The 24,125-nt window shown below is 64.5% G+C and carries 20 protein-coding genes; 5 read left to right on the top strand and 15 right to left on the bottom strand.

The window, feature by feature from the left end; all coding sequences use genetic code 11:
• The first annotated feature begins 138 nt into the window (after positions 1-138).
• Positions 139-1,611, top strand: a complete 1,473-nt coding sequence (locus AC1Z32_RS23225; protein ID WP_483480920.1) for an HDOD domain-containing protein — start codon at positions 139-141, stop codon at positions 1,609-1,611.
• A 34-nt stretch (positions 1,612-1,645) separates the two neighbouring features.
• Here the strand turns inward: AC1Z32_RS23225 and AC1Z32_RS23230 are convergent, their stop codons facing one another.
• Both AC1Z32_RS23230 and AC1Z32_RS23235 read right to left on the bottom strand, forming a co-directional pair.
• Complete coding sequence (locus AC1Z32_RS23230) at positions 1,646-2,089, bottom strand: hypothetical protein (RefSeq protein ID WP_483480922.1); 444 nt, start codon at positions 2,087-2,089, stop codon at positions 1,646-1,648.
• Positions 2,090-2,257: 168 nt separating this feature from the next.
• On the bottom strand, positions 2,258-3,925 hold the full coding sequence (locus AC1Z32_RS23235) for a methyl-accepting chemotaxis protein (RefSeq protein ID WP_483480924.1): 1,668 nt from the start codon (positions 3,923-3,925) through the stop codon (positions 2,258-2,260).
• A 348-nt stretch (positions 3,926-4,273) separates the two neighbouring features.
• Between AC1Z32_RS23235 and AC1Z32_RS23240 the strand changes: the two genes are divergently transcribed.
• Positions 4,274-5,530: an MFS transporter gene (locus AC1Z32_RS23240; protein WP_483480926.1), complete on the top strand. Its 1,257-nt coding sequence runs from the start codon at positions 4,274-4,276 to the stop codon at positions 5,528-5,530.
• Positions 5,531-5,617: 87 nt separating this feature from the next.
• Here AC1Z32_RS23240 and pepE read toward each other — a convergent pair whose 3' ends face one another.
• The 9 genes from pepE to AC1Z32_RS23285 form a co-directional block, all read right to left on the bottom strand.
• The gene (gene pepE / locus AC1Z32_RS23245; RefSeq protein ID WP_483480928.1) at positions 5,618-6,328 is read right to left on the bottom strand and encodes a dipeptidase PepE; all 711 of its coding nucleotides are present in this window, start codon (positions 6,326-6,328) and stop codon (positions 5,618-5,620) included.
• 42 nt (positions 6,329-6,370) lie between these two features.
• Positions 6,371-7,315: a DUF1177 domain-containing protein gene (locus AC1Z32_RS23250; protein ID WP_483480930.1), complete on the bottom strand. Its 945-nt coding sequence runs from the start codon at positions 7,313-7,315 to the stop codon at positions 6,371-6,373.
• 61 nt (positions 7,316-7,376) lie between these two features.
• Complete coding sequence (locus AC1Z32_RS23255) at positions 7,377-9,014, bottom strand: OPT/YSL family transporter (protein WP_483480932.1); 1,638 nt, start codon at positions 9,012-9,014, stop codon at positions 7,377-7,379.
• Positions 9,015-9,144: 130 nt separating this feature from the next.
• Positions 9,145-9,927 (bottom strand): IclR family transcriptional regulator, encoded by a 783-nt coding sequence (locus AC1Z32_RS23260; RefSeq protein ID WP_483480934.1) that lies wholly within the window; start codon positions 9,925-9,927, stop codon positions 9,145-9,147.
• 397 nt (positions 9,928-10,324) lie between these two features.
• On the bottom strand, positions 10,325-12,220 hold the full coding sequence (locus AC1Z32_RS23265; protein ID WP_483480936.1) for a propionate--CoA ligase: 1,896 nt from the start codon (positions 12,218-12,220) through the stop codon (positions 10,325-10,327).
• 136 nt (positions 12,221-12,356) lie between these two features.
• Positions 12,357-12,800 carry a hypothetical protein gene (locus AC1Z32_RS23270; protein ID WP_483480938.1) on the bottom strand — a complete coding sequence of 148 codons (444 nt, stop codon included), beginning with the start codon at positions 12,798-12,800 and terminating at the stop codon, positions 12,357-12,359.
• A 26-nt stretch (positions 12,801-12,826) separates the two neighbouring features.
• On the bottom strand, positions 12,827-13,102 hold the full coding sequence (locus AC1Z32_RS23275; protein ID WP_483480940.1) for a hypothetical protein: 276 nt from the start codon (positions 13,100-13,102) through the stop codon (positions 12,827-12,829).
• A gap of 131 nt (positions 13,103-13,233) precedes the next feature.
• Complete coding sequence (locus tag AC1Z32_RS23280; RefSeq protein WP_483481723.1) at positions 13,234-13,986, bottom strand: 5'-methylthioadenosine/adenosylhomocysteine nucleosidase; 753 nt, start codon at positions 13,984-13,986, stop codon at positions 13,234-13,236.
• A 2-nt stretch (positions 13,987-13,988) separates the two neighbouring features.
• The gene (locus AC1Z32_RS23285; RefSeq protein ID WP_483480942.1) at positions 13,989-16,355 is read right to left on the bottom strand and encodes a UvrD-helicase domain-containing protein; all 2,367 of its coding nucleotides are present in this window, start codon (positions 16,353-16,355) and stop codon (positions 13,989-13,991) included.
• Between the two features lie 183 nt (positions 16,356-16,538).
• On the opposite strand from AC1Z32_RS23285, the gene AC1Z32_RS23290 reads away from it, so the two are divergent.
• The 3 genes from AC1Z32_RS23290 to AC1Z32_RS23300 all read left to right on the top strand — a co-directional run bounded on the left by AC1Z32_RS23290 (position 16,539) and on the right by AC1Z32_RS23300 (position 20,864).
• Positions 16,539-19,418 (top strand): valine--tRNA ligase, encoded by a 2,880-nt coding sequence (locus AC1Z32_RS23290; RefSeq protein WP_483480944.1) that lies wholly within the window; start codon positions 16,539-16,541, stop codon positions 19,416-19,418.
• Positions 19,419-19,497: 79 nt separating this feature from the next.
• A complete protein-coding gene (gene galU / locus AC1Z32_RS23295) occupies positions 19,498-20,379 on the top strand; it encodes a UTP--glucose-1-phosphate uridylyltransferase GalU (protein WP_062601440.1) in 882 nt (293 codons plus the stop codon).
• A 248-nt stretch (positions 20,380-20,627) separates the two neighbouring features.
• Positions 20,628-20,864, top strand: a complete 237-nt coding sequence (locus AC1Z32_RS23300) for a hypothetical protein (protein ID WP_483480946.1) — start codon at positions 20,628-20,630, stop codon at positions 20,862-20,864.
• A 78-nt stretch (positions 20,865-20,942) separates the two neighbouring features.
• Here the strand turns inward: AC1Z32_RS23300 and AC1Z32_RS23305 are convergent, their stop codons facing one another.
• From AC1Z32_RS23305 to AC1Z32_RS23320, 4 genes are all read right to left on the bottom strand, one after another.
• Positions 20,943-21,170, bottom strand: coding sequence for a sulfurtransferase TusA family protein (locus tag AC1Z32_RS23305; RefSeq protein WP_062601442.1), 228 nt, complete (start codon positions 21,168-21,170; stop codon positions 20,943-20,945).
• A gap of 66 nt (positions 21,171-21,236) precedes the next feature.
• Positions 21,237-22,253, bottom strand: coding sequence for a Gfo/Idh/MocA family oxidoreductase (locus tag AC1Z32_RS23310; RefSeq protein WP_483480948.1), 1,017 nt, complete (start codon positions 22,251-22,253; stop codon positions 21,237-21,239).
• A complete protein-coding gene (gene iolG / locus AC1Z32_RS23315; RefSeq protein WP_483480950.1) occupies positions 22,250-23,254 on the bottom strand; it encodes an inositol 2-dehydrogenase in 1,005 nt (334 codons plus the stop codon). Before iolG ends, AC1Z32_RS23310 begins: the two co-directional genes overlap by 4 nt.
• On the bottom strand, positions 23,244-24,122 hold the full coding sequence (locus AC1Z32_RS23320) for a MurR/RpiR family transcriptional regulator (RefSeq protein WP_483480952.1): 879 nt from the start codon (positions 24,120-24,122) through the stop codon (positions 23,244-23,246). The genes iolG and AC1Z32_RS23320 overlap by 11 nt, the downstream gene beginning before the upstream one ends.
• Positions 24,123-24,125 lie beyond the last annotated feature (3 nt).

Raw genomic sequence — 24,125 nt, forward strand, 5'->3', positions numbered from 1 at the left:
CGATTGTTCGTGTTCTAATCGAGGAACGCGCCGTAACTCCCTAATAACGTGTACATTTCGTTGTTGGGCGCTTGGATTGATTTGCTGGACCGCCTCGGGTTAGCCGTCGCGTAATCGAACAGGTTCTTATTTTTAGCAATGGCACGCACCAAGGCCGAACTACTGGACAAGTTGTGGTCGCGCATGAGCGAGCGCGGGGACTTCCCCATGCTCTCCCAGGCGCTGCGCACGACCGTGTCCGCGATGAGCGATGACGACCTCGACTTCACGTCCCTCGTGCAAGTCGTGTTGTCGGACGTCGGCCTCACGCAGAAGGTGCTGCGCCTCGCCAATTCGGCGATGTACATCGCGTTCGGCGGCAACATCACCACTGTCACGCGCGCGTTGATGGTGCTCGGCATGGATGCGGTGGGCCATCTCGTCGTCGGTCTCAAGCTCGTCGATCACTTTCATCAGAGCGCGCCGCGCCGCATCGACGCCAAGCTCGAACTCAACCGCACCCTGCTGTCCGGCGCGGTCGCGCGCCAGCTCACCGAACACAAGGATCTGCGCTCCGCCGAAGAGGCCGTCGTCTGCACGCTGATGCGGCAGATCGGCAAGCTGCTCGTCGCGTTCTATCTCGAGCACGAGTGGGATCAACTGCGGCGCAAGGCCGCTTCGGAAAACATTCCGGACAGCGCCGCGTGCGCCGCGTTGCTCGGCGTCACCTTCGACGAAATCGGACTCGAAGCCGCGGACCGCTGGCGTCTGCCGGAGACCATCCGCGAAGGCATGCGCGCGACCGACCCGGACGCGCCCGTCGATGAAACCGTGCCGAAGCACGTGCGCTGGCTGCGCGCCATCTCCAACTATTCGACCGAAGTCGCCGACGCGCTCACCGCGCAGAGCACGGCCACGGACGGCCGCGAGTCGATGCTCTTCGACATCGCCAACCGCTACACCGGCGCGCTCAACACCGACGCCGACACGCTCACGTCGATGAGCCTCGCGCTCGCGAACGAGGAAGCGAGCGACGGCGTGATCCGCGAGATCTCCGAGCTGCAGGCGAATGCCGATGCCATGGCGCGCGCGAATGTATCGGCAGAGGCGCGCATCGGCGCGAGCGTCGCGGACTTGCGCTCGCTGCCGTCGAAGAATGCGCTCGCGCCCGCGCTCTCGCTCGCGTCCGAATCCATACTCGCGAGCCTGCACCTGTCGCGCACGGTCGTGTTCATGCGCCAGGCCAATAACGAATTCCACGCGCGACTCGGCCTCGGCGCGGGCGTCGAGCCGATGCTGCCGCAACTGCGCTTCTCCGCCGAGTTCCGGCCCGACGTGTTTCATCTCGCGATCACCAATCCGGTGGGCATCTTCATCGAGAACGCGCGCGACGCGCGCATCGATGCGCGCCTGCCGCGCTGGTACAAGGACACGCTCGGCGAGGCGCAGGCCTTCGTGCTTCTGCCGGTGAAATCGAACGATACGACCGTCGCGCTCATCTACGGCGACTGGACTTCGCCGCAGCACGTGCGCAAGATCTCGGCGCCCGAAATGAGCGCGCTGAACGATCTCACCAAGGAACTCACCCGTTTTTTCCTTAGCGCGAACTGGAAGGAAGTCGAGCTGATCTGACCGGCTTCCTTCCTGCGCGCGTCATTCCCTTCTCTCATTCCCGCTTCAGGATCGCCACGGCCTGCTCGCCGTATCGCACGATATAGCCGCCGTGTCCGCGCTGCCAGTCGAGCGCATCCGCTTCGTTCGCAAACCAGTTCTTTTCGAAATCGTTGAACGCGCCCGCATCGAGCCGGTAGCGGTCGATCGCCGCAACCGGTTGCGTGTCGATGTCGGGCTTGCAGGCGTCCCAGCTCGCGTAGCCGAGCTCGGCGGCGAGCATCGCGAGCAGATGCTTCAGTTGCAGGCCGTCGCGGATCGCGTGGAGATCGGCGAGACGTTCGGCGCGCGTGACCTTCGCGGCAACCAGGCGGCGCAGGACCGGCATGGACGCGCTCGTGTCGCCGTCGCGGGCGTGACGAAGCAGACGCCGCGCGTGCTCGCGCAGATAGTCGCTATTGGAAACGGAAGAAGAGACCGGACAGGATGTAGACCACATGACGTTTTTCCTTTAATGCGCCGTTCTCGCTGCGGCTGAAAAGGTTCGACGTTGCGGTTCGATCCAGATTGGATGTGCTGCTCGATGCACTGAAGGCAGGTGCGTAGGACTTTCGCGAGAACGGGCGCCCTGCCGCGCCCGTCCGCGATTCTATATCGATGTCTTCGCTCAGGCCAACTGAAATTTCCCGACGAGCGACTTCAGCGCGCGCGCCTGATCGTCGAGCGATTGCGCGGCGGCCGCCGCCTCTTCGACGAGCGCGGCGTTCTGCTGCGTGCCCGCGTCCATCTTCGTGACGGCCTCGCCGATCGACTCGATGCCCGTCTTCTGCTCGGCCGATGCCGCCGAAATCTCGCCCATGATGTCGGTCACGCGGCGCACGGCCTTCACGACTTCCTCCATGGTCGCGCCGGCTTCCTGCGCGTAGGTCGAGCCGTCCGACACACGCGACACCGAGGTGTCGATCAACCCCTTGATCTCCTTCGCCGCCGCCGACGAGCGCTGCGCGAGGCTGCGCACTTCGCCCGCGACGACCGCGAAGCCGCGCCCCTGCTCGCCCGCGCGCGCCGCCTCGACCGCCGCGTTGAGCGCGAGGATGTTGGTCTGGAACGCGATGCCCTCGATCACGCCGATGATATCGCCGATGCTCTTCGCGCTCGCATCGATGCGCTGCATCGTCTCGACGACGCGGCTCACCACCGCGCCGCCCTTTTCCGCGATCTCCGATGCATTGGCGGCGAGCGTGCTCGCCTGCTTCGCGTTGTCGGCGTTCTGGCGCACCGTGGACGTGAGCTGCTCCATGCTGGCCGCGGTCTTTTCCAGCGCGACCGCCTGCTCTTCGGTGCGGCGCGACAGGTCGACGTTGCCCGTCGAGATTTCGCTCGATGCCGATGCGATCGCCTCGGCGCTCGCCGCGATATCGCCGACGGTGGACGACAGCCCCGCCTGCATTTCCGAGAGCGCGTGCAGCATGGAGGCGTCGTCGCGGCGCTTGAGCCGGATCGGATAGCCGAGATCGCCCGACGCGATGCGCCGCGCGATGTCCTTCGCATAGCCAGGCTCGCCGCCAAGCTGGCCCGCGAGGCGCCGCACGACCCATTCGGAAACGACGATCGCGAGCGCGAACAGAAGAAGCGTCAGCGCGGACACCATCACGAACGACGAATGGAAGATGAACGCCGCGGAATCGATCGTGGCCTTGGCGGCGGCGCCACGGCGCGCGACGAGATCGTCGACCATCTTTTCGAGCTTGCCCGTCTCGACGAGCAGCGACACGTCCTGCGTGCCGACCTGCCAGTTCATCTGCGAGAGATCGAGCGGCTGCTCCTTCACGAGCTTGACGAAGGTGCGCAGGTTGTCGCTCCATTTCGCCAGCGCGGTCGAGAAGCTTTTTTGCTGCGCGAGCGCGTCCTTGTCCTCGTGATCGATGTATTGCGCGAGCTGCGCCTGCTCACGGCCGATCTCCGTGAGCGACTGCTCGATCTGCGCGCCGAGATCGTCGCGCTCTTTCGCGGTGGTCGCGGTGAGGAGCATCTTCTGCGAGCGGCTCGCGCGCAACAGATAGCCGCGCGTTTCCTCCGCCGCGCGGCTCGCGACATAGCCCTGCGTGTAGATGGATTCGGTCGCGCCGTTCAGACGGCTGATCTGCGTGAGCGAAATCGCGCCGATGGCCAGCGTGCCGGCGAGCACGAGCCCGAACGCCAGTCTGAGCGACGCCTTGACGGACAGCGCGCGCTGCGTGGTGATGGCGTCGCGCGTGCGTTCTTCAGCCGACGCGGCCCCGGTGTGCGCCACAAAGCCCGCGTCCTGTGCGCCGCGCAGCGAAAACAGTTTCATCGATCGATCCCCGATTTGATCTACGGACTTGGCCGTCGTGCGGCGTGTCCTGGTCTGGTCCCCACCGCGAGTTACGGCAGGTTGGCCGGTTTTCTTGAGCCTTTTTATGGGAAAGCGAACATGCGTTCGCCCGCCGTCGTTTCTTATAACCGGCCAAAAATCGTTGCGTAAGACGAAATAACGGCTGTAGCAGGCAGGCATCCTGTCCGATTCGCGACAAACCTTGTCATGACAACGCTACACGGACAGCCTACACTTGTCAGAAATTCAGTCCGCGCATAAATGTCGCAGCGTGCACTGAGAAAATCAAAAACCGAGACGCTTTCCCGTTTTCACCAGCCATTCACTATGCAAACGAGCATCGACAAGGGCGCTCTGTCGCCTTCCGGCCCAGCCGCCGGCGCTTCGGCCGCAACTTCCGCGAGCGCGGCCACGCAACGCACCGTTTATTCCGTTCTGGGCGCGATCAGCTTCTCGCATCTTCTGAACGACATGATCCAGTCGCTGATCCTCGCCATCTACCCGATGTTCAAGAGCGAGTTCGCGCTCACCTTCGGGCAGATCGGCCTGATCACGCTGACGTATCAGATCACGGCTTCGCTCTTGCAGCCGCTCGTCGGGCTCTATACGGACAAGCATCCGAAGCCCTATTCGCTTCCCGTCGGCATGGGTTTCACGCTGTCCGGGCTCCTGCTGATGTCGGTCGCAGGCAACTTCGGCACGCTGCTCATCGCGGCGGCTCTGGTCGGCTGCGGGTCGTCGGTGTTTCATCCGGAATCGTCGCGGGTCGCGCGCATGGCGTCGGGCGGCAAGCACGGCCTCGCGCAATCGCTGTTTCAGGTGGGCGGCAACGCGGGCTCGTCGCTCGGGCCGCTGCTCGCCGCGCTGATCGTCATTCCGCACGGCCAGAAGAGCATCGCGTGGTTCTCGGCGGCGGCGCTCATCGCCATGTTCGTGCTGGCGAACATCGGCCGCTGGTACAAGCGCCATCCGGCGACGAAGAAAGGCCGCGCGCAAGTCGCGCACGCCACGTTGCCGCGCAACAAGGTGATCATGGCGATGAGCGTGCTCGTGCTGCTCGTGTTCTCGAAGTACTTTTATCTCGCGAGCATCACGAGCTACTTCACGTTCTATCTGATCAGCAAGTTCGGCGTGTCGGTGCAGGCGGCGCAGATTCACCTGTTCGTGTTCCTCGCGGCGGTGGCGGCGGGCACGATCATCGGCGGGCCGGTCGGCGACAAGGTGGGGCGCAAGGCCGTGATCTGGGTGTCGATTCTCGGCGTCGCGCCGTTCACCTTGCTGATGCCTTATGCGAATCTGTTCTGGACCGGCGTGCTGTCGGTGATCATCGGGCTCGTGCTGGCGTCGGCGTTCTCGGCGATCCTCGTGTACGCGCAAGAGCTGATTCCGGGCAAGGTCGGGATGGTCGCGGGCCTGTTCTTCGGCTTCGCGTTCGGGATGGGCGGTGTCGGCGCGGCGGTGCTCGGGCATGTCGCGGACGCAACGAGCATCGACTACGTGTACAAGGTGTGCGCGTTCCTGCCGCTGCTCGGCGTGCTGGCGGTGCTGTTGCCGAAGACGCACGAGGCGAGTGCGAAGGCCTGAGGCCGATCGGGTTTCGAGAATGCGCCCGGCATCGTGTTTCGACACATGCCGGGCGCGTTCTTTTTGACTTCCTGCTCCGCGCCCGGCTCAGAGCGCCGCGCCCGGCGTAAGCGTCTGCGCTTGCGCGCCGGATACGAAGCGCACCGCGTCGTGCGGACCGTGCAGCGTCACAGTGTCCGGCGTCACGCGCAGCCAGTCGCCTTCGGGCAGGCCGAGCACGGTGGCCTCCGGATTGGCGACCAGAAACTCCGCGATGCGCTCGTTGCGCGTCTCGCCCTGGTGTCCCACAGGCAGCGCGTTCGTGTAATGCGGATTGATCTGGAAGCCGATCAGGCCGAGCGCGTCGAAGCCCTTCGGATCGACGATCGGCATGTCGTTCGTCGTCGAAATGGTCGGGCACGCGAGGTTGGCGCCCGCGCTCCAGCCGAGATAGCGCGTGCTGCCCTTCACCGCGCCGCGAATGGCATCGAGCAGACCGCGCGAGCGGCACTGCGCGAGCAACTGGAACGTGTTGCCGCCGCCCACCACAATCAGTTCGGCCTTCGCCACCGCCGCCCGCGCGTCGGCATCGCTCGCGAAGGTGTGCGCGGAGCGCAGCGCGACGTTCGCGGGCGCGAGCGCCGCCGCGACCTTCGCGGCGTATTCGTCCCATGTCATCGTCACGCCGGCGAAGGGCACGAAAAGCGCCTCGGTGACAGCCTCGCCGCCGGATGGCGTCAGCGCGCGGATCGCATCGAGCGCGTGAACGAGGTACGCGCCGTCGGGGCCACGGGAATTACTCAGCAAAAGGGCATTCATCAAAAAACTCCGCAATAGGGTTGGCCAAATGAGCTGGCCGGATTACTTGCCGGGATGACGCACCCTGAGATGCGCGAGCGAACCATAAAGCTCGATGAGACGCGCGTAATCCTGCTCGTCGTAGAACGCGCAGGTGCCACGCCCGAATTCCTTGGCGACTTCCACCGCGAATTTCACCGCGAGCGCGATGTCGGTTTCATGGCTCGCGCCCGTGCCGCAGCCCGGCACCACGCTTTGCGTCGTGATCGCGACGCCCACCACCGGCGCGCTCGTCGCGATCGACGGCTGCATGATGCTGTTCAGATGATGCACGCCGTTGCCATACGGCGTGATGTCCTGCGTCGTCACCGGGAACGTGACGGCGGACTTGCCGCTCGTCATCTCCATGATGCGCACGAGGTCCTCGGAGACGCGCAGGATATAGCCGTCCTTCACGGTCGGCGAAATCGCGTAGCCGCTGTGGTTGATGATGCGATTGCCCTTGGTCGTGTCGAGCGACAGCACCGCGTCCATCTCGTCCCAGACTTCGTGCGCGTTGACGTCCTCGGTGTCGATCGGCGAATCCATGAAGTCGACGGGATCGTGCGGACGGGTCGGCGCATCCGGGCAAATGTGCGTCGTCAGGAACACGTCGCCCGGCAGCGGGTCGCCGTTGCGGCGCATCTGCGCGAGCTTGAGCGCGGCAGCGACGGCCGCGATGGCGCCGTCGGCGTCGGACACGAGACCGATGCGCGACGGACGCGCGCCGATGCCGCCCAGGCGCCCGACGATGCCGAGCGTCCTGGCGGCGCCGCCACGGCGCTTGCCGCTGTCGCCGGGAATGGCGATCTTCACGAAATCGGTCGAACCTTTCGGGCCGCCGATCTCGGTCACGTCGACGCTCACGCCTTCATCGGCGAACGGCGCGAGAAGATCGACCACGGTTTGCCCGCTGGCGTAGCGGCTGTCGAAGGCTTCGAAGACCTGCAGGGTTTGTGCGAGACTCATGGGATTATTTTCGTTGGCAAGAAAGCGGGGAAGCAAGGAACGGGTCGAAAAACACGCTCATTCAGCGCGTCTTGATTAGCGATCCGAAGAAGCTGAACAACGCGTCGGCAGCGATCACGCCTGCGGCGAACACTTCCATGTTGTGCTTCGCGGCGGGACTGCGGCGCTCGATCACGATCCGGATCACGATGCCCGCCATCACCGCCCAGCCGGCAAGCGGGCTCATGATCAGAAGGCCGGTGGCGAACAGCACGCCGAGCTGGCGCTTCGGCCCGCCAATGAATTGCAGCGCCGCGCCCAGAACGGCCCACATCAGCAGCGAATGCAGGATGCCGGGCGCGATGCCCGCCTGAATCGTCGAGACATAGACCTTCGCCACGGGCGGAACGTGACCGCTCGCGAAGAACGCGTGATGCGCGAGCAGCACGACCGGAATGGCCACGACGAACGCGAGCATCGCGGCGATCAACTGCTGGCGGCGGCCCGCCAGCTCGAACGCGGGGTCTTCGCCGTAGCCGCGCAGGATGAAGCCCGCCTTCAGGTCGTAGCCCATGTCGGCAAATGCCGGGCCGGTGGCGGCGGAAAAGCCGCACAGCATGACGAGCGACACCATCGGAAAGCCGATCATCATGCCGATCAGGAGCGTGATCAGGGCTACCGCAAACGCCGGGAACCAGCCGGAATGCATCGCGGCGATGCCGACGATCAACTCATGCACGAACGCGGCGAGCGCGGCATACAGCACGAAGCCGATGAGCATACCCGGCGACATCGCGCTCCACAGGCCGCTCGCCAGCGCGACGATCGCCGCAAGCACGATGTAGGCAATGCCGCCGAAGCGCATCGAAGCGCCGATGCTCGGCGCGCGCGCCTTCGATGCGTCGCGCCAGCTTTCGTGCGGGCTTTTCTGGTCGCGCAGCACGAGCACGCCCACCTGAATCAGCGCGACGAGGCCCGCGCCGATCATCATCCCGTGCGGAATGTAGGCCTTGTCGATGGCCACATGGAACAGCGGCACGGAATAGCCGCGAATCAGGAAGCCGATGCCCAGCATCCCGAGCGCCCAGATATTGCCGATGAACGCCGTGCCGAACGCGGACATCGGAATGCCGAGCCACGAGCCGACCAGACCCATGCCCACGCCGATGCCGAGCAGGCGCGCCTGCTTGCCGCCTTCGTCGCCGGCCTTGATGGCTTCCGCCGCCGCGACGCCTTGCGGCCATGTGCCTGTCGCCGGAAAAACGCTGCTGCCGAACATGCGGTACAGCATGTAGCCGTCGAGCAGCATACCGAGCGCGACGCCCGCGAACATCGGCATGACGAGGTCTTCGCGGCCGAACAGGAACGGGATCGCGATGGGCAGAAGCAGACTGTTGGCCGCGCCGAAGGTCGCCGCCGAAATGGCGCTCTGCGCGAGGTTCTGCACATGCACCGAGCGATACTGACGGAACATGCGCAGCGGCACGCGCGCGCAGATCATCGCGGCGAGCGCGCCGACAATCGCCGTGTTCGGCGTCACGCCCACTTTCACCAGCAATTCGATGCCGATGATCGCGCCGACCACGCTCAGCACGGCGAGCAGCAGCAGATTGGCCGGCGACAGCGCGAGCGGATGCGACTGCGGTATATGCGGCGCGCCCGTGCCGTCGGGTAGGCCCGCGCCGGCTGGCTGGCGCTCGGGCGAATGTGAAACCTGCATGGGTAGTCTCCTCAAAATGCGCGCCGATGTCTCGACGATGTTGGCTTGAGCGTTGAGCGGGCCCTCGACGACGAAGCCGCGCCACTGCGGACACGTTGCTTCGGCCGATGCGGGAACGGGCCCGCGTTTGTCACGTGATGAAGGCGCTCCAGAACGGATCGCCAAGCGAGCGGCCGATCGCGCGCGCCTCGTCGCGCACCGCTTCGCCGAGCGCGGCGATGGCGCCGGCGTCGTGCGCACCTGCTGGAAAGCTCAGGCAGAACGACAGGCACTCGCCGCTCGACGGGTCCGCGACCGCGCAGCCGACCGAGCCCACGCCGTACAGCGCCTCGTTCTGCGCGATCGCATAGCCGCGCGCGCGCGTGGCGGCGAGTTCGGCGAGCAGCGCATCGAGCGTCGCGGGACCGCGCTCGGCCGTCGCTTCATGCGCGGGCACGCCGCGCAAGCCGAGGTGAAAGCGCGCGCGAACAGCCTCGTCCGACTCGCGCGCGAGCAGCGCGCGGCCCGTCGATGTCGCCCATGATTGACAGCGGTGGCCTGGGTTCGTCATCGCGCGGAAAGCGAGCGAACCCGGCAGCACACGCAGCACGACGATGTCGTTTCCTTCGAGCACCGAGACATAACCCGTGTGGCCATGGCGCGCGCACAAGGTTTCGAGCGCCTGCGCGCACATCTCGATGAGCGGACTTCCCGAGCGCACGAGATGGCCCAGTTCCAGCAGCAGCAGCGAGGGCCGGTAGGCGAGCGTTTTCCTGTCACGCTCGAGCAGGCCGGCTTCGCTCATCTGCTTGAGTACGCGCGATGCCGAACTCTTCGGCATGTCGAGATGATCGACGAGATCGGTCATCGACATTTCCCGCTGCTGCTGGGCCATCAGGCGCAGCACGGAGGTGGCTGTTTCGAGAATGCTCATGCGTTCCGCTCGGTCGGCGACGGTTCGTCGCTTCGGTTCCATATTTCGGAACCAAGTTCCATTTCTAGGAATATCGTAGCGAAGAAAGGACCGGCGGAAAGTAATAAAAAGAAGAATTCCGGCAGTTACTGCAACATTTCTACAAGTCTTTCGAACAGTTTCGTCGCGCAGGCGGACGCTTGAAGTGAATCCACTCGGAAATTAATTTTCGAATGGCGGTGAGCGGTCGCCGCCGCGACGCCGGTGGTTCATGGCATCAGGGAAGTCAATATTGTTCAGTACAACGTATATTTATACTTGCGCGTTTTTCGAAGAAGCAACGACATGTTGAAGACGAACACGAGCGGCGCGGCGGGCGATGCCTCGCAAGTCGCCCTATGGCTCGGCGAGCGGGCGCTTACTTCGCGCCCAAAGCCTCCCTCACCTGCATCAACGCGCCCGGGTCTTCGATCGTCGGAAGCTCGCCCGGATCGCGCCCTTCCGCCAGCGCCGCGATCGCGCGTCGCAGCAGCTTCCCCGAACGCGTCTTCGGCAGCATCGTCACGAAATGCACGCGCGCCGGACGGGCAATCGCGCCGAGCTGCGAATCCACCGCGTGACACAGTTCCGCTTCCATGCCCTCGCGCGCGCCCGGCGCATTGATGCGGTCCGCGTCCCGCAGCACGACGAACGCCGCCGCGGCCTGCCCCTTCACCGAATCCGCGATGCCGACGACCGCCACCTCCGCGACAGCCGGATGCGCCGACAGCGCTTCCTCGATCTCGCGCGTCCCGAGCCGATGCCCCGCGACATTGATCACGTCATCGGTGCGGCCGAGGATCGACACATAGCCGTCTTCGTCCTGCACGCCCCAGTCGAAGGTCGAATAGACGTTCTGATTCGGCACGCTCGTCCAGTACGTATCGACGAAGCGTTTGTCATCGCGCCATACGGTCTGCATGCAGCCCGGCGGCAGCGGATAGCCCAGCGTGACGACGCCCTTCTCGCCCGGCGCGCACTCTTCGCCCGTGGCCTCGTTGCGCAGCTTGAGATCGAAGCCCATCGAGGGCACGCCGGGCGAGCCGAGCTTCGACGGCAACGCCTCGATGCCGCGCGGAATGGCGATCATCGGCCAGCCGGTTTCCGTCTGCCAGTAATTGTCGATGACGGGCTTCTTCAACGCGCTCTGGATCCACTGCGCGGTCGGCTCGTCGAGCGGCTCGCCCGCTAGGAAGAGCGTGCGCAGGCTCGAAAGATCGTATTTCTCCATCAACGCCGGGTCCTGCTTCTTGAGCACGCGGATCGCGGTCGGCGCGGTGAACATCAGGTTGATCTTGTAGTGCTCGACGAGGCGCCACCAGATGCCGCCATCGGGGCGGATAGGCGTGCCTTCGTACATCACGGTCGTCAATCCCGCGATCAAGGGCGCATAGACGATGTAGCTGTGCCCCACGACCCAGCCGACATCCGATGCGGTGAACATCGTGTCGCCGGGCGCGCCCTGAAAGATGTGCTCCATCGATGCGGCGAGCGCCACCGCATAACCGCCGACATCGCGTTGCACGCCCTTCGGCCTGCCCGTCGTGCCGGACGTGTAGAGAATGTAGGAAGGCTCGTTCGATTCGAGCCATTCGCAGGACACGTGGGCATCGAAGAATTGTTCGCGCAACGGCTCGTAGGCAATCAGATAACTCGCCTGCAAGCGCTCGGGTGCGAGCTGCCGGTCGATCAGCAGAACTTGCGGCACCTTGTATTCCGCGCGCGACAAGGCTTCATCGACGAGCGGCGTGTAGTCGATCACCTTGCCCCCGCGCGCGCCGGCATCCGCCGTGACGATGAGCGCGGGCTCGGCATCGTCGATGCGCGCGGCGAGATTCGGCGCCGCGAAGCCGCCGAACACGACCGAATGGATCGCGCCGATGCGCGCGCACGCGAGCATCGCGAAGAGCGCTTCGGGGATCATCGGCAGATAGATGAGCACGCGGTCGCCCTTCTTCACGTGCAGCGAGCGCATGACGGCCGCCATGCGGTTCACTTCCGCATGCAGCTCGGCGTAGGTGTAGTGGCGCTCGATGCCCGTTTCCGTCGATACATAGACGAGCGCGTCCTGTTGCGCGCGCGAGGCGAGATGACGATCGACCGCGTTATGACACAGGTTCGTCCTGCCGCCGGTGAACCAGCGCGCGAACGGCGGCTTGCTGGCGTCGAGCACCTGATCGAACGGGGTCTGCCAATGGATGCGCCGGGCCTGCTCGGACCAGAACGCTTCGGGCTCTTCGATCGACCGGCGATACGCTTCTCGGTAAGTCGGCATGCGCGTCCTCTGCAAAGCGGCGTTGGCTGGCTCCAATGCGGTGCATGGGACCGGAATGGACACTAAAGCGCCAGATTCCGGTCGACACAGCATAGAGCAGCCGGCAAACCCCTGCTAGACCGGGCGCGCCCTGATCTCAGATGGCCTGCGTGCGCGCGGCGGAATGCCCCTCCGATGCGCGGTGCTTCAGCAACACCGGCGCGAGCTCGCCCGCCACCCGCATGCTCGACACGACGACCGTGCGCAACCCGCTGCCATCGGTCAGCGCGCGGAGCGTCTCGCGCGTCGTCGCGCGCGCCTCGATGCGCGGCTCGATCACGATCATCCCGCGGCAATATGCGGCGAGCATGGCGCGGTGCGTGCGCATCCACGCGGCGCGCAGGCGGGTGTCGTCGGCGGTTTCGTTCGCGTCGTAATCGGCGACCAGCACGAAGGGCGTCGCGAGCGACATGAGGCGATGCATCTGCGCGCTCCACGCGAACGCGTAGCCGGGCTTCACGGCGCGCGGGCGCAGGCGCACGAGCGGGAAACGGCTCGCATCGAAGAGGCGCGCGTCGAGCGCGAGCGAGGGAAGCGTCATGGATGTCGAAGAGGAATCGGCGGCGTTCACAGCGGTTTCGGGCTCCAGTAGTTCAGCGCGGCGACAAGCGACGGCCAGCGGGAACGCCGCGGCACGACGCGCTTTTTCGGCTGCGATGCGCGCGGCGGGCGGCGTGCCGCCTCGTTCGGCGTCTGTGCGGCGGCCTCGCTCCAGGCGCGGCGTGTCGTTTCGATAACCTTCGCGGCGTTCGCGGAAATCGCGCGCGCTTCGCCCCGCCCGCTCGCGGCGCATGCCGGGCGCCCCACGTTCGTCGTGCCGATGGCGGTGAAATCCTTGGTCATGTCCTCGGGCCTCCTGTTTTGTTCCAGGTGTGCGAGTCATTGTATTGAGAATCATTCTCAACTACAAGCGGGGATTTCGGCGATGGACGGCGCGGCGGAATAGCCCGCCGCGCGTGGGATTCAGGGCTGAATCAGCCGACGGCGCGCAGAAAGCGCGACAAAATGCCCGAGGAGTAAGTCGCGGCGATGGAGGTCAGGAATTCGGCGAAGGATGCGGGCGCGGCGGCATCCGCCGTATCGGAGATGGTTCGCACGACCGCGCACGGCACGCCGTGCTCGTAGCAGACCTGCGCGATGGCCGCGCCTTCCATTTCGACGGCCAGCGCGTCAGGCATGGCGCCGCGCAATGCGAAGAGCGCATCGTGGCTCGCGATGAAGCGGTCGCCGCTCACCACCAGCCCGCGATGCACGCGCGGCGCGGTCACCGCGAAACGCTCCGACAGCGCGCCGCCCTCTTCCGCGACGAACGCATCGGCGGCGGCGGCGAGCGCTTCGGACAGCGCGAGATCGGCGTCGAAGCGCGCGCGGTCGAGCAGCGGCACTTCGTAGCGCGGAAAGAGCGGCGACGCATCGAGATCGTGCTGCATCAGCGCATCCGCGACGACGACATCGCCCACTTGAACGTCCGCGCGCACGCCGCCCGCGACGCCGGTAAAGACGATAGCATCGGCCTCGAACACGTGGATGAGCGCGCTCGCGGTCGCGGCCGCCGCGACCTTGCCGATGCGTGCGAGCGTGACGACCGCCGGCAAGCCGTGCGCGTCGCCGACGTAATACTCACGCCGCCCGAGCGTGACGGTGCGGACCTCGCCCGCCGCCTGCATCTGCGCGATGAGATCGCCGAGCTCCTGCGGCAGCGCCGCCATGATGCCGAGGCGCTTCATGTTCATTCGACGGCCTGCAGCTTCGCCACTGCGAGCGCGAGCCACTTTTCGCCGTGGCGCTTGAAGCGCACTTGCGCACGCGCATCGCCGCCGGAGCCTTCGAGCGCCGTCACGGTGCCTTCGCCGAACTTCGTGTGGAACACGGCCTGTCCGACCTTGAAGCCGGCATCCGCCGCGCGCTGCTCGTTCGCGAACGACGGCAAGCGCTCCTGAGCCTGACCGCCGCCATAAGAAGAACCGCCGCGCTCCTGTCCCGGGCGCGCGAACCAGTCGCGGCCCCAGCCGGCGTTGTCCGAGCGTCCGCCCCAGCGCGCGCCCGCCTCGATTTTCGGCGTGAGCCACTTGAGCGAGCCTTCGGGCAATTCGTCGAAGAAACGCGAGCGGATGTTGTAGCGCGTCTGACCGTGCAGCATCCGGCTCTGCGCGAACGACAAATAGAGCCGCTCCTTCGCGCGCGTGATCGCGACATACGCGAGCCGCCGCTCTTCTTCCAGCCCGTCCGATTCCTGCGCGCTGTTCTCGTGCGGAAACAGGCCCTCTTCCAGGCCGGTGATGAATACCGCCGTGAACTCGAGGCCCTTCGCCGCGTGCACGGTCATCAGTTGCACGGCGTCCTGTCCGGCTTGCGCCTGGTTGTCACCGGCTTCGAGCGATGCATGCGACAGGAAGCCCGCGAGCGGCGTCATCGTGTCGGGATTCTGCGCGGGATCGGCGATGCCGGGCGCGTCGAGCACTTCGATTTCGCCGTCCTCGCTCACCGCCGCGATCTCCGGCGCCGATGTCGCGCCCGGACGCAGCGGAATGGAACGCGCGGGCGTGTCGAGGCCATAGCCCTCCTCGCTGACGAACGCCGCCGCCGCATTCACGAGTTCCTGCAAGTTCTCGAGACGGTCCTGACCTTCGCGCTCGGTTTCGTAGAACGCGGCCAGCCCGCTCGCGCGCACGACGTACTCGACCGTTTCCGGCAGGCTCATCTGCTGCGTTTCGGCGCGCATCTTCGCGATGAGCGTCGCGAACGCGCCGAGGCTCGTGCCCGCCTTGCCCGTGACGTACGGCACGGCGGCGGCCATCGAACAGTTATAGAGACGCGCCGCATCGGCCAATTGCTCGATCGAGCGCGCGCCGATGCCCCGCGTCGGAAAATTGACGACACGCGCGAACGCGGTGTCGTCGTTCGGGTTGTCGATCAGGCGCAGATACGCGAGCGCGTGCTTCACTTCCTGGCGCTCGAAGAAGCGCAGTCCGCCATACACGCGATACGGAATGCCCGCGTTCACGAGCGTATGCTCGATGGTCCGCGACTGCGCGTTGCTGCGATAAAGCACCGCAACTTCGCCGCGCGAAATGCCGGTGTTGATGAGCGCCTTGATTTCCTCGACGATCCAGCCCGCTTCCTGCGAATCCGTCGCGGCCTCGTAGACGCGCACCGGCTCGCCGTGGCCCGCATCGGTGCGCAGATTCTTGCCCAGACGCCGCGAGTTGTTCGCGATCAGATAGTTCGCGGTATCGAGAATATGGCCGTGCGAGCGGTAGTTCTGCTCCAGCTTGATGAGATTGCGCACGCGGAATTCGCGCTCGAAATCGTGCATGTTGCCGACGTTCGCGCCGCGGAACGCATAGATGGACTGGTCATCGTCGCCGACCGCGAAGATCGCGTTGTGCTCGCCCGCGAGCAGCTTGAGCCACGCGTATTGCAGCTTGTTCGTGTCCTGAAACTCGTCGACGAGAATGTTGCGAAAACGCGCCTGATAGTGCGCGCGCAGCGGCGGATTGTGCGCGAGCAGCTCGTAGCAGCGCAGCAGCAGCTCCGGAAAATCCACCACGCCTTCGCGCTGGCATTGCTGGTCGTACGCCTCGTAGAGCTCGACGAACTTTCGGTTGAACGCGTCGGTGGCATCGACGTCCTTCGGACGCAGGCCCTGCTCCTTCGCGTTGTTGATGAAGTACTGGAGGTTCTTCGCCGGATACTTTTCGTCGTCGACGTTCAGGCCCTTCATCAGCCGCTTGATGGCCGAAAGCTGGTCCGAGGTGTCGAGAATCTGGAAGGTCTGCGGCAGGCCGGCGTCGCGGAAATGCGCGCGCAACATGCGGTTGCACAGGCCGTGGAAGGTGCCGATCCACATGCCGCGCGTGTCGATGGGCAGGAGCGCGGAGAGGCGCGCCATCATCTCGCGCGCGGCCTTGTTCGTGAAGGTGACGGCGAGCACGGTGGGCGGCGACGCGTAGCCCTGCTGGATCAGCCACGCGATGCGCGTGATGAGCACGCGCGTCTTGCCGCTGCCCGCGCCCGCGAGAATGAGCGCGGGCTCGTTGGGCAGCGTCACGGCGGCGAGTTGTTCGGGATTCAGATTCGCGAGCAGGTCGGGCATGGGAAAGTCAGACGACGGAGAAACGGCGGGGAACGGCGGGCCGACCATTATAAGACCGCGCCGATGGCGGCGTTTCGGCCTACACCATTCGGCCGAGGGCCGAAAACGTCGGGGCAGCCTGGCGGAACCTTATAATTGGGGATTCCACCGCATTTTTTCACGCATTTTTCGGCAGATTCCACAATGAGCGACAACACGCTTGCGAAGAGCTTCGAGCCTCAAAACATCGAGTCCCAATGGGGCCCGGAATGGGAAAAACGCGGGTTGTCCGCACCCACGTTCAAAGAGGGCGCGAAGAATTTCTCCATCCAGTTGCCGCCGCCGAACGTCACCGGCACGCTGCACATGGGGCACGCGTTCAACCAGACCATCATGGATGGCTTGACCCGCTATCACCGCATGCTCGGCGAAAACACGCTGTGGGTGCCAGGCACGGACCACGCGGGCATCGCGACGCAGATCGTCGTCGAGCGCCAGCTCGATGCGCAAGGCGTCTCGCGCCATGACCTCGGCCGCGAGGAGTTCCTGAAGCGCGTCTGGGCCTGGAAGCAGCAGTCCGGCTCGACCATCACGAATCAGGTGCGGCGTCTCGGCGCGTCGATCGACTGGTCGCGCGAATATTTCACGATGGACGACAAGATGTCGGCCGCCGTGCGCGACGTGTTCGTCACGCTGTACAAGCAAGGGCTGATCTATCGCGGCAAGCGCCTCGTGAACTGGGACCCGGTGCTCGGCACGGCGGTGTCGGATCTCGAAGTGGTGAGCGAGGAAGAGAACGGCCACCTCTGGCACATTCAATATCCGCTGCCCGAAGGCTCAGATGCGGGCTTGGGCCATCTGACCGTCGCGACCACGCGTCCTGAAACCATGCTCGGCGACGTCGCCGTGATGGTGCATCCGGACGACGAGCGCTATCAGCATCTCATCGGCAAGACCGTGTTGCTGCCGCTGTGCGACCGGGAGATTCCGATCATCGCCGATGAATACGTCGACCGCGAGTTCGGCACCGGCGTCGTCAAGGTCACGCCCGCGCACGACTTCAACGACTACGCCGTCGGCCAGCGCCACAAGCTGCCGCAGATCGAGATCCTCACGCTCGATGCGAAGATCAACGACAACGCGCCCGAGAAGTATCGCGGCATGGATCGTTTCGAAGCGCGCAAGCAGGTCGTGAAAGATCTCGAAGCGCTCGGCCTGCTCGAATCCGTCAAGCCGCACAAGCTGATGGTGCCGCGCGGCGACCGAACGCAGGTCGTCATCGAGCCGATGCTGACCGACCAGTGGTTCGTCGCGATGACCAAGCCCGCGCCGGAAGGCACGTTCAATCCGGGCAAGTCGATCACGGAAACATCGCTCGATGTCGTGAGAAGCGGCCAGATCAGGTTCGTGCCGGAGAACTGGACGACCACGTACTATCAATGGCTCGAGAACATCCAGGACTGGTGCATCTCGCGTCAGTTGTGGTGGGGCCACCAGATTCCCGCGTGGTACGGCGAGAACGGCGAGATCTTCGTTGCGAAGACGGAAGAGGAAGCCCGCGCCGACGCCGACGCGCAAGGCTACAAGGGCGCGTTGAAGCGCGACGAAGACGTGCTCGACACGTGGTTCTCGTCCGCGCTCGTGCCGTTCTCGTCGCTCGGCTGGCCGAACGAGACGAAGGAGCTTGAGGCGTTCCTCCCCTCCTCCGTGCTCGTGACGGGCTTCGACATCATCTTCTTCTGGGTCGCCAGAATGGTGATGATGACCACGCATTTCACCGGCAAGGTGCCTTTCGACACCGTCTATGTGCATGGCCTCGTGCGCGACGCCGAAGGCCAGAAGATGTCGAAGAGCAAGGGCAACACGCTCGACCCGATCGATATCGTCGACGGCATCGACCTCGAATCGCTCGTCACGAAACGCACGACCGGCCTCATGAACCCGAAGGCCGCCGCGCAGATCGAGAAGAAGACGCGCAAGGAATTCCCCGAGGGCATTGCGTCGTTCGGCACGGACGCGCTGCGCTTCACGATGGCGTCGATGGCCACGCTCGGCCGCAACGTGAACTTCGACCTCGCGCGCTGCGAGGGCTATCGCAACTTCTGCAACAAGCTGTGGAACGCCACGCGTTTCGTGCTGATGAACTGCGAAGGCCACGATTGCGGTTTCGCCAATCCCGGCGCGTGCAAGCCGGGCGATTGCGGCCCGGGCGGCTACACGGATTTCTCGCAGGCCGACCGCTGGATCGTGTCGCTTCTGCAGCGCACGGAAGCGGAAGTCGAGAAGGGCTTCGCGGACTATCGCTTCGACAACGTCGCGAGCGCGATCTACAAGTTTGTGTGGGACGAATACTGCGACTGGTACCTCGAACTCGCGAAGGTGCAGATTCAGACCGGCACGCCGGAACAGCAGACCGCGACGCGCCGCACGCTGTTGCGCGTGCTCGAAACGGTGCTGCGTCTCGCGCATCCGATCATTCCGTTCATCACGGAAGCACTGTGGCAGAAGGTCGCTCCGCTGACCGACGCGTTCCCGCAAGGCGCGAAGGAAGGCGATGTGTCGATCATGACGCAGCCCTACCCGCGCGCCGAGCAGAAAAAAATCGATGAATCCGCGGAAGAGTGGGCCGCCGAACTGAAGACTGTCATCGATGCATGTCGTAATCTGCGTGGCGAAATGAATCTGTCGCCCGCGGTGAAGGTGCCGTTGCTCGCGCACGGCGACGCGGCGCGCCTTTCCGCGTTCGCGCCGTATGTCGCCGCCCTCGCGCGTCTGTCAGAAGTGAAGATCATCGATGACGAAGCCGCTCTCGACAAGGAAGCCCATGGCGCGCCTGTCGCGATCGTCGGCACGAGCAGGCTCGTGCTGAAGGTTGAGATCGATGTCGCCGCGGAACGCGAGCGTTTGACGAAGGAAGTCGACCGTCTGAACGCCGAAATTGTCAAATGTAACGCGAAGCTCGGTAATGAAAGTTTTGTTTCAAAAGCGCCGGCCGCTGTCGTTGAACAGGAGCGCAAAAGGCTGGCAGAATACGGAACCACTATCGAGAAACTGCAGGCCCAATTATTGCGTCTGCCTGTTTGAATTGGGGGTTCGAATCACTTATCGTTCCACACCGGTTATCTCGACGTTCTAAATGATTTAAGAGGATCAGGGTTATCACATGCTAAAAGTTACCAAAGCGGTATTCCCCGTCGCAGGTCTGGGCACGCGGTTTCTCCCCGCGACCAAGGCCAGCCCGAAGGAAATGCTGCCAGTCGTGGACAAGCCGCTGATTCAATACGCGGTCGAGGAAGCGATGGCGGCCGGCATTACCGAAATGATCTTCGTCACCGGCCGCAGCAAGCGTGCCATCGAAGATCACTTCGACAAGTCCTATGAAATCGAAGCGGAACTCGAGGCGCGCGGCAAGGAGAAACTGCTCGAACTCGTGCGCAGCATCAAGCCGAGCCACGTGGACTGCTTTTACGTGCGTCAGGCCGAAGCGCTCGGTCTCGGCCATGCCGTGCTGTGCGCGGAGAAGCTCGTCGGCGATAACCCGTTCGCCGTGATCCTCGCGGACGACTTGCTGTACGGCAAGCCGCCCGTGATGTCGCAGATGATCGAAGTTTTCGACCACTATCACAGCTCGGTGATCGGCGTCGAGGAAATCCCGCCGGAGGATTCGAAGTCCTACGGCATCATCGACGGCAAGGAATGGGAAGACAACATCTTCAAGCTGTCGGGCATCGTCGAAAAGCCGGAGCCGGCGGTGGCGCCGTCGAACCTGGGCGTGGTCGGCCGTTATGTGCTGAAGCCGCGCATCTTCGATCACATCCGCGCGCTGAAGCCGGGCGCGGGCGGCGAACTGCAACTGACGGACGCGATCCAGTCGTTGCTGTCGGATGAGCAGGTGCTCGCGTACAAGTACCACGGCACGCGCTTCGACTGCGGCAGCAAGCTCGGCTATCTGAAGGCCACAGTGGAATTCGCGCTGCGCCATCCGGAAGTGAAGGCGGAATTCGAGGAATATCTGCGCACGCGCGCGCCGATTCTCGAAGGCTGAAGCCCGGGTTCATACACCGGGTAGTCAACGGGCAGGACGAGCAGATGACGCTCTTCCTGCCCGTTTCTATTTGTAACCGGCCGGCGTGCGCGACTTCGCGGATTTGGCGCGAACTCAGACGGCCAGTTTTCGGGTTTATCGTTTAGCCAGGCGACCGAAGCATCCTTACAGTCTTCATGCGTGATCCGGCATCCAAGGCAAATTCAACGCCGGTATCGCGTTATCCCGAGAACTACGGAGCATTCGGCATGAAAAGCAAAGCACGCTGTATTGCGTTCGCTGCTGCATCGGTGGTGCCGTCACTGAGTCTGTCCGCGTCGGCGGCGCCCTCAATTGCCTCCTCCCCGCTCGGTGGCCAGGCGTTCGCCATGAGGTCCGAGGTCGCCACGCGCGCGGCTGTGCCGGCGCAAAAGCTGGCGTTCGGCTACTGGATCTGCTGGGCAGACATGGAGCCGAGCAACTGCTACTGGCTGCCCGGCGACTGATCGACGCGAATTGATGGTCCGACAATGACAAAAGGCCGTCATTCAGCATGACGGCCTTTTGCTTTTTTCGTTCGACGCTCAGCGACGCCGCATCAGGAACGTGAAGACTTTGTCCTGCGTGGTCACTTCGACGATCTCATTGCCGGTCTGCCTCGCAAAGGCCGCGAAATCGCGCTGCGATCCCGGGTCGGTGGCGAGCACCTTCAGAATCTGACCGCTCGTCATGTCGGCGAGCGCCTTCTTCGCCCGCAGAATCGGCAACGGGCAGTTGAGCCCGCGCGCGTCGACTTCCTTGTGAACTTCCATCGCGATTGAACCTTTCCTTTGCCTGTGGGATGAGCGCTCGGTGAGGGTTCGATTTTAACGCAGCGGTCACAAATCCACCGCCCTCCCGCTTTCATAAGCCTGCCGCATCGCGATGCCGATGCGCGTGGCCTCTCGCGCATCGGCGAGCGTAAGCCCGGTCGCCTTGCCATCGACGAGCGCCGCCACGAACGCCTGCGCCTCGCGCAAAAACGCATCCTCGAAGCGCTCGAAGAACGTCGGCGTGCACGCGTTGCGCATGCCGTGCGCATCCGCGATCTCGACGCGGTTCGCGCGCGGATTGCGCCCCACCGAAAGCGCGCCCGCCGTGCCGATCACTTCCGTCTGCGTGTCGTGGCCGTGCGCCATCGTGCGCGATGCATACAGCACCGCAAGCCGACCATCCTCGAACTCGATGGTGCCGACGCCGTTATCGATGTCACCGCACTCGCGCAAGCCCTCGTGGATCGCGATCGTCCCGCTCGCGTACACGCGCTTGGGCCTGGGATTGCCGAGCAGCCAGAGCGCGAGATCGATATCGTGCACGCTGCAATCGAGAAAGAGCCCGCCCGACGTCGGCGCGAAACGCACGAAGAAGCCGTCCGGATCGTTCTTGTCGCAGGTTTGCGAGCGCACCATGAAGGGCCGGCCGATCGCGCCCTTCGCGATACCGTCGAACGCATCGCGATAGCTCGCATCGAAACGTCGCACGAAGCCGATCATCACCTGCAGATGCGGATGACGCGCGGCCTCTTCGATCACGGCATCGCATTCGGCGAGATCGAGCGAAAGCGGCTTCTCGCAGAACACGTGCTTGCCCGCGCGCAACGCCGCGATGATCTGCTGCGCATGCAACGACGTGGGCGTGACGAGCCACACGGCATCGATCGATGAATCCGCGAGCAGTTCATCGTAGTCGCCATGAAGCGCCAGCTCGGGAAGGCTCGACGAAGCCCACTCGCGCTCTTCCTTCACCGGGCTGCAAGCCGCGACGAGCTTCGCGCCGGGCACGTGCCACGCGAGGTTCTCCGCATGCCGGCGCCCGAGCCTTCCCAATCCGACGATACCAACGCGCACGGCCTTCATGCGCCGTTCTCCCCGAGCTTGACGATGCGCCTCTCGCGCCACGAAAGCGTCGCGGCTTCGGCGAGCTCCAGCGCCTTGAGACCATCCGCGACCGTCGTGCGAACCGGCTTGCCGTTGTTGACCGCATCGAAGAAATGCGCGATCTCCGCCGCATACGCCGCCCGATAGCGTTCGAGGAAGAACGCCTCGGGAACGTCGTTCGATACCGCCGTCTTCGTATACGACGTGACTTCGGTCGGCCGCACATTGCCCGCCTGCAGCATGCCGAGACTGCCGAGCAGTTCGAAGCGCTGATCGTAGCCGTACGCCGCGCGCCGCGCCGTATTGATCTGGCACAGACGCCCGCGCTTCGTGCGGATCGTCACCGCGGTCGAATCGATATCGCCCGCATCGGCGATGGCCGGATCGGAGAGGCAACTGCCCGTTGCATGCAGCGTGTCGGCTTCGTCGTCGAGAATCCAGCGGAAGATATCGAAATCGTGGATCAGCATGTCCTTGAAGATGCCGCCCGAATGCCTGATGTACTCTACCGGCGGCGCACCCGGATCGCGGCTCGTGACGATCAGCATTTCCGGATCGCCGATCTCGCCCGCATCGATGCGCGCCTTCAACGCGGAAAACGTCGGATCGAAGCGGCGCTGAAAACCGATCATGCAGACGACGCCCGCCTTCGCCACCGCATCCGCGCATGCGCGCGCACGCTCGATCGTCAGATCGACAGGCTTCTCGCAGAACACATGCTTCTTCTGCGCCGCCGATGCCAGAATCAGATCCGCATGCGTGTCCGTGCTCGAACACACGACCGTCGCGCCGACGGAGGCATCGCCCATCGCGCCATCGACATCCGCGACTTGTGCGCCATATAGAGCAGCCAATGCGGAAGCCGCATCGCGATTCACATCGACGACATATTTCAAACGCACGCCCGGCTGCCGCGCGAGATTGGCCGCGTGAATCTTGCCGATGCGCCCCGCTCCGAACACCGCCACATCAATCGTCATAGCCACCTGTCTCCTTGGATTCCTCAACGTTCAACTCGAGCCGGTACGCGAGCGCGATGAACAACGCCTGGCACAGGCAAATGGTGCTCGTGAGCGAACGGAAGGCGAACGCGCTGCCCTCCTTCACGAACAGACTCGCGCTCGCGTGACGCGCGAGCGGCGATAGCTGGCTATCGGTGATGACGAGGGTCTTCGCGCCGTGATGCTGCGCCGCGCGCACGCAATACTGCGTCTCCTTGCCGTAGGGCGCGAAGCTGATCGCGACCACCACGTCCCCCTTCTTCACGCTGCGGACCTGCTCGCGGAACATGCCGCCGAAGCCCGAAATCAGATGCACGCGCTTCTTCGTGTGCTGCAATGCATAGACGATATAGCTCGCCACCGCGAACGAACGCCGCACGCCGATCACATAGATGTTCTCCGCCTGCGACAGCATCTCGACGGCGGCTTCGAACTGCGCGTCGTCGAGGCCGGCTTCGAGTTCGTCGAGTCCCGTGCGGCTCGCCGCGATGAACTCGCGCGCCACCGATACGCCCGACGCCTCGCCCGCCTTCTCGTCGATGAGCTTGCGGATGCGTTGCTGATAGCTCTGCTGCGAGCCGCCGCCGCCCGCGTATGCCTGACGGAACACGGCCTGCAGGTCCGAGAAGCCGGAAAAGCCGAAGCGCTGCGCAAAACGCACGACCGCCGAAGCGTGCACGCCGCAAGCGCTCGCGATATCGCTCGTGCGATCCATCATCACGCTCTGGCGATGCTGCTCGATATACGTCGCGACGCTCTTCAACTGGCGCGGCAGCGAATCGTACGCGTCGGTGATCCGCTGCATCAGTTCGTCGACGCTTTGGACTTCGGTGCTGGTGTCATCCATTTC

The organism is Caballeronia sp. 11_S32 (assembly GCF_056930355.1).